The following is a 12,045-nucleotide window of genomic DNA, read 5'->3' as shown; positions in this document are numbered from 1 at the left end:
GTATAATTGTAATCTATCTTGTTCTTTTCTTGTACTTAGCTGTTCCATCAGGAATGTCTTGTACTGTTCTGAATCCGATATAGCTTCTTGCAGAATCTTTTCTTTCGTAATCTCTATATCCAGTCATTAAAAGATAACCGATATCTTTCCAAGAACCACCTCTTACAGATTTACGAGGTTCTTTGTAAGCTTGATTTGATAAATATGGATTTAATGTAGAAGCAAATTGGTAGGTTGAATTATTGTAAGGAGATTCTGTCCATTCTGCAACATTTCCTGCCATATCATATAATCCAAAGCCATTTTTCGCAAATTGTTTTACAGGAGCTGTATAGGTATACGTACCTTTTTTCTCATCCTCAATATAATTACCTCGTTTCGGTTTGAAGTTCGCTAGATAACAACCTCTGTCATCTTGTAAATACGGACCGCCCCAAGGATAGGTTGCATTCTCTTTTCCACCTTTCGCTGCATATTCCCACTCTGCTTCTGTAGGAAGTCTAAATGCCATCGCTTTTTGCTTTTTCTTTTTTAAAGCTTCGTTGTAGTCAGATTTCATTTTAGATCTATAGTTACAAAAAGCTCTGGCCTGATCCCAAGTTACTCCAACTACAGGGTAAGCTTTATAAGCATTATGCCAAAAGTAACCTTCATACAAAGGCTCATTGTAAGCATAATTAAAATCTTTTAACCAAACCGTTGTATCTGGATATACTGCGATACTTTCTTTTTTAAGATATTTAGCACCTCTAGACTTGTCTTTGACAGCAGACTCTATATCTTCCCAATTATAGGCATAGAGTAACTTTCTGGTGTCGATAATTCTTTCATTATTAATTCTCTCTGCTGGTGGAATATAAATAGATTCTAAAATCTCCGCATATTTAGCATCTGGATAGTTAGATGTTCTCCATTGAAGAGGAGTACTCCAATCTAATTTCTTGGATTCATCATAGCCATCTCTTCCCCCTTGTGAATCCAAATACTCTTGGTACGCATTTTGATTACCTGCTTTCTTAGCAGCATATGCATATGTACCACTTTCATCTGCTTCAGCTAATAAAGATCGTACAACAGAATCACGCACGTAATCAATAAATAATCGATATTCTGCATTGGTAATTTCACTTTCATCCATAAAGAATGAGGAAACAGTAACTGTTTTAAGAGTCGCCTTCTCTGGGGTATTGGTAAAATCCTGATCAGCCATTCCCATTACATAGGAGCCGGCTGGGATTGCAACCATACCATAAGGTCTTTGCGACACAAAAGATTTCGACTTCCCTTTTGTCACAAGTTCTCCTTTTGACCCAGGTTTTCCAGCTGACGCTCCTCCTCGTTTTGAACAAGAAATCACTACAGCAGCTGACATTAATATAAGGAATACTCTTTTCATTCTAAATTTTAAAATTAAGCGGTAAATATATAATTTTTTCGGAAAACATTGTTATTTTTTTTCCAAAACGTAAAATAGTTTATAATATTTTACAGATCTATTAATTAATGTTATTCTACAGTAACAGATTTTGCGAGATTTCTTGGTTGATCTACGTTTGCACCTCTATAAACAGCTATATAGTATGCTAACAGCTGCAACGGAACTGATGCAATAATTGGTGAAAAACATTCCGAAGTCTCAGGGAATTCAATCACATAATCAGCAACGGAAGAAACTTGAGTATCTCCTTTGTTAACTAAAGCGATCACTTTTCCTTTTCTTGCTTTTATTTCTTGAACATTACTTACAATTTTATCATAGTGTCCTTGCTTAGGTGCGATAATTACGATGGGCATATTTTCATCAATCAACGCAATGGGTCCATGTTTCATTTCTGCGGCGGGATAACCTTCTGCATGAATATACGAAATCTCTTTCAACTTTAAAGCACCTTCTAATGCTGCTGGAAAGTTATATCCTCTTCCTAAGTATAAGAAATTCTGAGCATCAACAAAATCTTTGGCGATTTCCTTCGTAATTTCATGCGTATTTTCTAATACTTCTTGAACTTTCTTTGGAATCGCTTCTAATTCTGTAATTAAACGCATGAATTCTTGGTTACCCAGATGTCCGTTATGTTTTCCTAATTTCAAAGCAATTAAAGAGAGCACAGTGAGTTGTGCAGTAAATGCTTTTGTTGAAGCAACGCCGATCTCTGGTCCGGCATGAGTATAGGAACCTGCATCCGTCACCCTTGAAATAGAAGAATCAACTACATTACAAATACCATAAACAAAAGCACCTTTTTCTTTAGCCATTTTAATAGCTGCCATGGTGTCGGCAGTTTCTCCTGACTGTGATATTGCAATTACAATATCTTTCTCTGAAATAATTGGATTTCTATATCTAAATTCGGAAGCGTATTCAACTTCTACCGGAATTCTTGCAAACTCCTCAATTAAATACTCTCCAATTAATCCTGCATGCCAAGATGTTCCACATGCAATAATGGTAATTTTTTGTGCTTGATTTATTCTTTCTAAGTGGTCCCAAATTCCCGCCATTTTTATAGCACCCTCTTCTACCAAAAGTCTTCCTCTTAAAGTATCATGAATCGATTTAGGTTGTTCGAATATCTCTTTAAGCATGAAATGCTCATAACCACCTTTTTCAATCTGTTCTAAACTTAATTTAAGTTGCTGTACTTCAGGTGTTATCTTGACATTATCTTTAATATTTCTGATATCTACTCCATTTTCCAATGAAATAGTAGCCATATGCCCTTCTTCCAAATAAACAGCTTCTTTTGTAAACTCTACAAATGGTGAAGCGTCGGACGCAATAAAATACTCATTAGTCCCCAAACCAATTGCTAAAGGCGAACCTAATCGCGCTACAACCAGTAAACCAGGAAAGTCATCATGCATCACTGTAATAGCGTATGCTCCATAAACTTCATTTAGCGCATATCTAACTGAAGTTGGGAAATCAAATTCTGGATTGGTATCCATAAAATACTGAATAAGATTAACCAGGGCTTCTGTATCTGTTTCTGACTTGAAGGTAAATCCCTTCTCAGTTAGCATAATTTTTAGAGTATCATAATTTTCAATAATACCGTTATGCACTAATGCGATCTTACCATTATTTGATAAATGCGGATGTGAGTTACTATCACTAGGAATCCCATGAGTAGCCCAACGCGTGTGCCCCATCCCTACATGAGATTTACCTGCGAGCTCACTTGAAATCGCAACCAAATCATCAACTTTACCTTTAGTTTTTGCAACGAAGAAGTCTGATTTGTTATTGTCCAAAACTATCCCTGCACTGTCATATCCTCTATATTCTAATCTGCGAAGACCATTAATCACTACTTCATAAGCGTCTTGAAAACCTGTATATCCTACAATTCCACACATATTATATTCGTTTTAGTTCTATTTTTTACCGTAAGTAAGAATTAATTTTGCACTCGTCGGATTATCTGGGTTAGCAAGATCAGTTCCTACAAACACTGCTCTATAAGGTGTAAAACTTCTTGTATTGAAATTTTGGCCAACTCCTGGTGACATTGCTCCTACCAAATTACCATTAGTATCATAAGTATAAGCACCTACATTCACAACAAAGTGTGCTGGTATCGTCTTATTCGATTCGATAATATTTTTAAAAGTCTGTGTAATACTTATATCATAATAAGCTGGATTTTTTTCTAAATCGTAAGCTTTCACCAAACGATACATACCGCTAAGAGGCAATGTAGCCAAATCTTGTAAATAAGTATCCAAAGTAACACCGCCAACTTTGTGCTGCACGACGAAATCCATAGGTTTTTTATATTTACTCGTCCACGCTCCGGCATCGGTATATATTCTCATCTTAGCAGAGATAATTCCAATTTTGTCAGTCTGATATAATGCTTTTAACTCGGCAATTTTTGCGTCAGGAACTTTAAGACCAATACCTGGACCTCCCATTCCCTGTGCATACAGCCTCGATGCTCCAACAATAGAGTCTTGTGAAGACGCTGCTGTAACCGATTCAGATGGGGTATTAGTTCTGTCGAATGTAAATTGGTTAAATTGAGCATTCTGCGATCCCGCATTCATAACATAAATAGACTGCTCGCGTGTAGTTACAGCACCTTCAACTTTGTCTTTTTTGTAATAAAGATTAATCTCTGTTCCATTAGGATCAAAATTAAAAATATAGCCGTCATTATCATCCACTGAAATTTTAATACCTTTAAAATATCTGATAAAAGAGGCTGCATCCAGTAATTCAGTAGAAGAACCTTTTGTTAAAATTTTATTGGTGAAAAATGTATTATCTAAAGGTATTCTTATAGCAGCTGGAAGATCCACTAGAGAACTATTATCCGAACTCTTAGTGATTTTTACAGCACGAACATTACCGTCAAAAGTTTTAGTTCCAAGTACAGCTCCAGTCGTAACATTGCGATCAGATTGAACTTCATCCGCACGTGAAGAAAGAAACTCAGTAACCTCTTCTACTTTTAAATTTAAAAGTGTTTTAGAAGCAATTTTAGTTCTACCATATTTTAATACCGGATAAGTACTCAAGACTTTTTTCGCAGGAGTTAATCCGACAGGATAAACATAATTTTCATCAGTATCTGTTGTCAATGAATCTGCAGCATATTGCGGCTTAATTACTAAAACAACTGAATCCAATACGGGATTAGTTCCAAAATCAGGACTGTACTCAGACAAACGAACCTGACTTACAAACGCAGATTTCTGCAATCCAAATTGAGATTCTCGAAATGCACCTAGAGTCGCGCTTTGTAAACGATCTGCATCTGATCTAATTGAATTATTATTGAATACATTGTAGGCAACTATCGGATAAGTTTTTTCTACACCAGTTGCACCATTTTGAAAAAATTGGGATCCCAGCTGGTCAGCATCAGATTCACAATTCCATAAAATTAAACTCCCAATCACCAATGTTGTAGTGATTTTGAATAATTCTTTAATATTTCTTATCATTAAATGTAAATTAGTATAAATTGTTGATTGTTGAAGCGTCGATGTATTCTGATTTCGTCGTACTCGTTTTACTGAATGCTTGATCAAGTTCTTCCTCTAAAAATTCATCCCCTTTAATTACCATATCGACCAAATCCATACTTTCAATCACAAAACTTTGAAAGCTAGGCTTCTCAAACGCTTTCAATCCGGTAATATTGTCGAACTTCATCTTTTCTTCCACAGATTCAGACAATGCTAAATTCTCCTCATTGTAAACAGAAAGTACGATTTTTGAATCTTTGAAGTAAGAATCGTTCTTGTAAAAAGTTTGTAAATAAACAGGAATAAAAGACGCCATCCATCCATTAAGATGAATTACATCAGGAACCCAATTTAGTTTTTTAATCGTTTCGATCACTCCTCGTGCAAAAAACATGGCTCTCTCGTCATTATCTCCAAAAGGCTTTCCTTCATCATCAATGTAAAACTGCTTTCTTTTGAAGTATTCTTCATTGTCTATAAAATAAACCTGAAGACGCTCGCCAGGTAGTGATGCAACTTTAATAATTAAAGGTTGATCCAAATCGTTGATAATAATATTCATCCCCGAAAGGCGAATAACTTCATGCAGTTGGAATTTTCTTTCACTTATTTGGCCAAATTTTGGCATAAACACTCTCACATCATTCCCTTCCTGATGCATTTTAAGCGCCATCTTACTCACCATGGTCGCCATGTTGTTGTCTTCTTGATAAGGAAACATCTCCGTGGTGACATATAAAATCTTTTGGTTCGGCATAAATTCTAACTTTCTTCTAATTTTTGGGCAGAATATTCTACTGTGCAAAATTACGAAATTTTATGCTAATATATTTTAATTAACATTTTTTAATATTTGTAGTAGGAAAGCCTTATAAATAATTAGATATTTATGATTGTTAAATATTTTAATTTGATGAAAATTGTTATTTTTACATTGACTAACAAGTATACTTATGGAAATCTTCAGATCAAAAAAGCCATTTACAGACTATATTGAAAGACAGAAAGAAATGGGCAAGAGAATTGGCTTCGCACCAACAATGGGGGCGCTACACCAAGGACATTTATCTTTGTACGAAATTGCAAATAAGGAGAATGATCTTGTTATATCATCAATATTTGTAAATCCTACTCAATTTAACAATGCTACGGATTTAGAGAAATATCCACGCAACACGGACCGAGACATTAACTTATTAGACAAGACCGGCATCGTTGATGCGGTTTATCTTCCAGAAGTCGCAGACCTCTACCCAGAAGGTCCAAAAAGTAAATCATTTGATTTTGAAGGTTTAGAAAACGAAATGGAAGGAAAGTTTCGTCCTGGGCACTTTGATGGTGTGGGTACGGTCGTGGAAGAACTATTACTTCAGGTTAAACCCGACAACGCCTATTTCGGAGAGAAAGATTTTCAGCAATTGGCGATCATTGAAAAATTGGTAGAACAATTAAAATTACCTATAAAAATTCACGGAGTTGCAATTTATCGCGAAGAAAATGGTCTGGCGATGAGCTCAAGGAATGAAAGATTAAGCAGCGCGCAACGAGATGCTGCCAAAGTACTTCATGAAACTCTATTAAAAGTGAACGATTGGTTTAGAATAATCACCATTCCTGAAATTAACACACGTGTTAAAGATATTTTTGACGATCAACGAGGAATGGTTTTAGAATATTTTGAAATTGCTGATGAACAGACTTTAAAGGAAACCGATTTCTTTTATAAAGATAAAAATTACCGAGCTTTTATTGTAGTAAATGTTGGTGATGTGCGATTAATTGATAATTTACATTTGGACTAGTGATAATAATTTAAAAATCAAAAGTCTTCCTAACTGGAAGACTTTTGAACACCAAATCACAAAATATTAATATGAAAAAAAAATTACCTCCGAAGAAGTAATTTTTGTGACCCGGCTGGGATTCGAACCCAGGACCCATACATTAAAAGTGTATTGCTCTACCAGCTGAGCTACCGAGTCTTAGAATTTGTAAATAAATTTACCATCTAATAGTTTTTGCTGTGTGCCTGCGACTGGACTCGAACCAGCACATCCATAGGAAACCACCCCCTCAAGATGGCGTGTCTACCAATTCCACCACGCAGGCAAAAAAAATCCGTAAAAAATACGGAATTTTTTCGCTAGTGACCCGGCTGGGATTCGAACCCAGGACCCATACATTAAAAGTGTATTGCTCTACCAGCTGAGCTACCGAGTCGGTCACCACTAAAATTTGAATAATTATATTCTCGTTTTAGAGTGGTGCAAAGATACTTATTTTTTTAAAATCTCAAAATTTTTTTGGTAATTTGTACAAAATAAAAATATGATCATTTCACTCATCGGCTATATGGGAAGTGGCAAATCTCACATTTCCAAAGTTTTGAGCAAAAAAACAGGGTTAAAATTAATTGATCTGGATCACCAGATTTCTTTACAAAATAATTCTTCAATAGCAGAAATATTTGAAAAAAGAGGAGAAATATACTTTCGGAAGGAAGAAAGGCAGATTTTAGAACAATGTCTAAACTCAGAAACAGCCTGCATACTAAGTTTAGGCGGTGGAACTCCTGCGTACTATGACAATATGAAAATCATTAATGAAAAAAGTACAAGTATTTATTTACAAACAAACATCAAAAACTTAACAGAACGATTATTGCTTCACAAAAACAAAAGGCCCCTCATCGCAAAAATAACAAACGAAAATCTTCCTGAATTCATTGCTAAGCATCTTTTTGAAAGACAGCCATTCTATAGTCAGGCAAAATATACAGTGAATACAAATTCTAAAACTCCGGAAGAGATCACAGACGAAATTATTTCACTTATTTAATCAAGCGAACCTTCCTCCACATCACTAAAAAACAAATCCCAATCACCGCTTTCCATCTCCGAATTGCCATCTGCAACAACAAAACCATCAATATCCCGACGGTCTTTTTTGGTTGGTCTGCCTTCTCCCTTATTTCTATAATGCTCCTGATTAAGCTTTCTTAGTTTTAAAATCTCGTACTGCTCTTTCTCTGTTTTGTCCGCAATGAAATCTGGAACTAATTTTGATCCTATCCTACTTTTAGGAATTTGTAAAATTTTGAGCTGATAGTCAATTTGGTTTTTTCGAATCTTAAGTACATCTCCTTCTTTCACCTCTTTGGAAGATTTTACAGTTTGACCTGCGAGGGACACTCTGTTCTTTTTAATTTCGTCTGCGGCAATGCTTCTTGTTTTATAAAAGCGAACACACCATAAAAATTTATCTATTCTCATATTTTATTTATACTTTTGCTGCATTAAATAATTTTAGCAATTTAATGATATTATTAAATATGAAAAAAACATTTTTGTTTCTTGCATTGGCTTCAATAGCAATTACCTCTTGTAGAAAAGAGGATGAAGGAGAAGTAATACCAGAAGTAAGTATAGAAACGCAAAATAGTTACGATGATCAAGCTGCTACTAAATTTTTAGAGACCCATTATTTCGACAGCAAAGGGAATATAAAACAATTAGACGCCGCAGATGTTACCAATGTTAAACTATCCGCTCTTAACCCTGTTAAACTTCCTTCAGGAGTAATTTACGTGATGAGAGCTAATGCTCAACCTAATCCCGGAAATGCGATTGGCAACACTGACATTATTAGATTAATGAGTTATACCAATACATATATAGCTAAAGAGATTGACTCTAAAGTATCTTTTACATCACCGTTTTTATTTAGCAATAATCTTGCTGGACTGGGTGTCCCTGACAAAGATCCTATATTTTATTATGTAAATAATGCTAAACTGAATTCTGGAACTTCTGAAGTTGAAAAAAAACGTAATTATTACGAGATTGAAGGATTTAAAGAGGCTCTTCAGAAATTTAAAGCGTACGATATTCCAAATGAGAGTGATTATAACTTACAAGGAGTTATTATAGTTCCTTCAAGAGCAGCATTTGCTCGTGATCCCCATTTCAACTATTCAAATGTTTCGTTGGCAAATCGAAGTTTTGTCTTTAACTTCCAAATCTACAAAGCTGAGACGAGACCTACTAGTCAAGAGTAAACTTATTTTATTAATATTGAAAAGTTCCCAGTGATGAGGAACTTTTTTTATGTATTCAAATGTCGATATTTAGTCAAAGATCTGCCTAACCACTGCGAGAGAATTGGGCGTATAAAAGGAATCAAGATGAAATTGGCAATAAATTATCAAGGAGTCTAAGAATGTATTCCTTTGATTTCGTTTCAGATCTAAGCTGTAAATAGAGCTTATAGTCAATAGCGTTTTCCAAAGGTCAGAAATCTCCTGATTAAAAATACGGTGAGATATTTCATTTTCAAAAATACCACTTTCTGGATTCAAGTATTTTCCGTCTCCATTTAATGGCGCTAAGCCCGATAATTTTAAAAATCTAAAGATAAAGGATAAATACGCATCAGAATTACCCAGCGAAATTTCTCTTTTTAAACTATTGATTTCATCAAACATTACAATATTAGCACTTTCTTCCCTTAAAACTTGATGTAGAAAATCAGCGATAAAAAAAAGAATAGCCGTCATCGATATTTCTGAAAAATCATACGAATCAGAATCTAGTTCCATCTTTGAAATTCTTGAGATACCACCACTATTAGAAGCTTTAGAAGTTGTTATCTGCAATAAGCTGAGCGGATATAAATATGGTTTCTTTTTATTTTTAGCGGTGTAAATTCCTTTTGCAAAAAAACTTTGAAAACCGTTCTCTTTAGTGAAACAATGCAATATTGCATCATAGTCGCCATATTTTAAATAAGAAAGAAGAAAGCAACTCTGCGTCTCCATTAATTAACAACAGCAATTTTTGCAGTCGCAGTATCTGTTCCGTCTTCATTGGTCATTAAGACGAAATAAATTCCAGATGCTACACGTACCCCACGATGATTTGCTAAATTCCATTCATAAGAACCACCACGTGCCACAGCTTGATGAACTAAATTTCCGGCAGCATCTGTAATTCTGATATTCGTTTTTGCAGCAAGGCCACGAATACTAACATTACCTTTATATTGTGCATAAACTACTGGATTGGGATAAACCAGAACATCTCCAAAATCCTTAGTAACTGTTAAAACATCGCCTTGATATACCACGACTCCATCTAAAGTCACAAAATAAACCTTCCCAGTTTTTTTATCAACTTTTATATCGGTTACGTTATTAGTTGGCAGCGGTGAATTTGCACGATTAAAGAAAGTTAATGTTTGCTCACCATTCGGGCTTAAATAAAACACACCTCCGTCATCAACAGAAACCCACTTTTGGTTTCCAGAGTCGACTTCAATTTGCAATATCTGTCCATCCCTAAATAATTCTTCTCCTACTCCATTTTCTTCAATGATAATTGGTTCTGTTTGTGGATTAGCCTCATCTATTGCACTGCTTGGATTTTGCAATATGCGAAGGCCGATTCTCGTTCCGATCCATAAATCGTCATTTTGGTCTAATGCCGCAGAGACAACGCCATCTGCCGGAAGGTTATTTCCCTGTCTGATTAATTTGAACCGATCATCTCCTAATGAAGATAATGTTTTGTTATAATCATAGATAAGCATACCACCCGTAGTATTGAAGAACGCAGAGAAAATATAGAGAATTCCATCGTGTGAAAACGGTTTTTGAGGTACTCCCAATGTAGTTACTGATACCAAATTAAAATCATCTATACTACTATTATAATAATAAAAGCCTCCTTTGCCTGAAGTATCTCCACCACTCCATACTGACACAAAGAGTTGATTATCCTCATCAAATGTACACCCAACCACCCTATTATAAGATCCACCGGTACTTTTATAAATTTTTACAAATTGATCATCATTCATTTTGTAAATTCCTTTACTACCATCCTGCGTGGAATAGTTGGTAAAAAATATCTCAGATAATTTTGCAGGATTTATAACGGCATCTAAAACATTGTAAGTAACATTTGAATTCTTAAACAATTCGGGATATATCCACTTCGCTCCATCAAAATGATAGTAACCTAAATTATTATAGATTGCGTTATTATAGCTTTCCCGGGCACCGCTTGAAACCAAGAGCTTATCTCCTTGTATATCAATTTTATACGATGTATTATTGTAAGGACCATCTGGTTTTAAATGCTCGCCAGATTCATTAATAATTCCAGATAATTTGGTTCCTGCATACAATTTGGAGTCGGTAAATATGCCTGTATTTACTTTTTCAGTAGCGTCCAAAGATTTAATGCTATTTCCGGAGAAGTCGAATGCAGATAAAGAGTTTCCATTGGCCACAATTAGATTTTGTGAATTTACAACCACATCTTGAATGCTTGAAAAGGTTTGCGATAACACTGAGAAAGGACCACCTGCTGAATAATAAACCTTATTATTATGTGCATAAGCAATTACGCCTCCTGTAGCCACTTGCTTAATATCACCACTAGCGATCGTAGTCCAGGTATTATATATAGGGAATGTTACATTGGTCGGATCGGGCATTGAATGCGATTTTAGCCCGGTTGATGTAGCAGCATACACTGCATTATCTTTGATCACAGCTTCCTTAACTTCCTGATAAATTCCTGAATTGATAAAAAATGCAGAATCACCAAATTCTTTTTTATCCAATCTAAAAATTGAAACTCCGTAACCAACTGAGATCACAGCAAAATTTCCGGTAATAGAAATATGGTTGATTTTCTTCTCTCCATTATATCCTGTAGCAATAGGAATATCTACCACATAAGTTATACCGTCTGGAGTAATTACATCAAGAGCTCCATTTTTGTATCCTACCAAACCTATTTTTGTTTCAGGATTGTAGTCAAATGCGGATATTTTTACTTCATGAAGACCATTCGCTTTGGATAATTTGGTAATCTCTCCTGATGCTGGTGTATAGAAGAATATGCCGTTCTCCGTAGCTGTGATAAGTCGCCCATTATCTTCTCGAATGGCAACAATATTGTTATAAGAAAACAAATCGGTCCATTTGCTGGAAGAAATTTTCTGGCCAAATACATGAAATGAAAGGACAAAAATTAAAAAAGCTGTTATTTTTTTCATTCG

10 protein-coding genes and 3 tRNA genes are annotated in these 12,045 nt (G+C 35.1%); 3 read left to right on the top strand and 10 right to left on the bottom strand.

Annotation, left to right across the window (positions count from 1 at the left end; all coding sequences use genetic code 11):
- Positions 1-13: 13 nt before the first annotated feature.
- From gldK to FNJ88_RS10875, 4 genes are all read right to left on the bottom strand, one after another.
- Positions 14-1,396, bottom strand: a complete 1,383-nt coding sequence (gene gldK / locus FNJ88_RS10890) for a gliding motility lipoprotein GldK (RefSeq protein WP_143853143.1) — start codon at positions 1,394-1,396, stop codon at positions 14-16.
- 110 nt (positions 1,397-1,506) lie between these two features.
- The gene (gene glmS / locus FNJ88_RS10885; RefSeq protein ID WP_143853142.1) at positions 1,507-3,360 is read right to left on the bottom strand and encodes a glutamine--fructose-6-phosphate transaminase (isomerizing); all 1,854 of its coding nucleotides are present in this window, start codon (positions 3,358-3,360) and stop codon (positions 1,507-1,509) included.
- 18 nt (positions 3,361-3,378) lie between these two features.
- Complete coding sequence (locus tag FNJ88_RS10880; RefSeq protein WP_143853141.1) at positions 3,379-4,953, bottom strand: DUF4270 family protein; 1,575 nt, start codon at positions 4,951-4,953, stop codon at positions 3,379-3,381.
- A 10-nt stretch (positions 4,954-4,963) separates the two neighbouring features.
- On the bottom strand, positions 4,964-5,734 hold the full coding sequence (locus FNJ88_RS10875; RefSeq protein WP_143853140.1) for a glycogen/starch synthase: 771 nt from the start codon (positions 5,732-5,734) through the stop codon (positions 4,964-4,966).
- A 196-nt stretch (positions 5,735-5,930) separates the two neighbouring features.
- Between FNJ88_RS10875 and panC the strand changes: the two genes are divergently transcribed.
- Positions 5,931-6,779 (top strand): pantoate--beta-alanine ligase, encoded by an 849-nt coding sequence (gene panC, locus FNJ88_RS10870; RefSeq protein WP_143853139.1) that lies wholly within the window; start codon positions 5,931-5,933, stop codon positions 6,777-6,779.
- A 107-nt stretch (positions 6,780-6,886) separates the two neighbouring features.
- Here the strand turns inward: panC and FNJ88_RS10865 are convergent.
- From FNJ88_RS10865 to FNJ88_RS10855, 3 genes are all read right to left on the bottom strand, one after another.
- A tRNA-Lys gene (locus FNJ88_RS10865) sits at positions 6,887-6,959 on the bottom strand.
- Between the two features lie 44 nt (positions 6,960-7,003).
- Positions 7,004-7,086: transfer RNA gene (locus tag FNJ88_RS10860), tRNA-Leu, on the bottom strand.
- 38 nt (positions 7,087-7,124) lie between these two features.
- Positions 7,125-7,197, bottom strand: a tRNA-Lys gene (locus FNJ88_RS10855).
- Positions 7,198-7,305: 108 nt separating this feature from the next.
- Between FNJ88_RS10855 and FNJ88_RS10850 the strand changes: the two genes are divergently transcribed.
- The gene (locus tag FNJ88_RS10850; RefSeq protein ID WP_143853138.1) at positions 7,306-7,815 is read left to right on the top strand and encodes a shikimate kinase; all 510 of its coding nucleotides are present in this window, start codon (positions 7,306-7,308) and stop codon (positions 7,813-7,815) included.
- Here the strand turns inward: FNJ88_RS10850 and FNJ88_RS10845 are convergent.
- Positions 7,812-8,249 (bottom strand): RNA-binding S4 domain-containing protein, encoded by a 438-nt coding sequence (locus FNJ88_RS10845; protein WP_143853137.1) that lies wholly within the window; start codon positions 8,247-8,249, stop codon positions 7,812-7,814. The genes FNJ88_RS10850 and FNJ88_RS10845 overlap by 4 nt on opposite strands.
- 74 nt (positions 8,250-8,323) lie before the next feature.
- Here FNJ88_RS10845 and FNJ88_RS10840 point away from each other — a divergent pair, with 74 nt between their 5' ends.
- Positions 8,324-9,034, top strand: a complete 711-nt coding sequence (locus FNJ88_RS10840; RefSeq protein WP_228414525.1) for a hypothetical protein — start codon at positions 8,324-8,326, stop codon at positions 9,032-9,034.
- 69 nt (positions 9,035-9,103) lie between these two features.
- Here the strand turns inward: FNJ88_RS10840 and recO are convergent, their stop codons facing one another.
- On the bottom strand, positions 9,104-9,793 hold the full coding sequence (gene recO, locus FNJ88_RS10835) for a DNA repair protein RecO (RefSeq protein WP_143853135.1): 690 nt from the start codon (positions 9,791-9,793) through the stop codon (positions 9,104-9,106).
- Entirely contained in the window at positions 9,793-12,042 is a 2,250-nt protein-coding gene (locus FNJ88_RS10830; RefSeq protein ID WP_143853134.1) for a T9SS type A sorting domain-containing protein, read from the bottom strand. The genes recO and FNJ88_RS10830 overlap by 1 nt, the downstream gene beginning before the upstream one ends.
- Positions 12,043-12,045: the final 3 nt, after the last annotated feature.

Source organism: Chryseobacterium sp. SNU WT5 (assembly GCF_007362475.1).
Classification (GTDB): domain Bacteria; phylum Bacteroidota; class Bacteroidia; order Flavobacteriales; family Weeksellaceae; genus Kaistella.
Note: the sequence above shows the minus strand (reverse complement) of the source record. Positions and strands in the feature narration are given on the sequence as shown.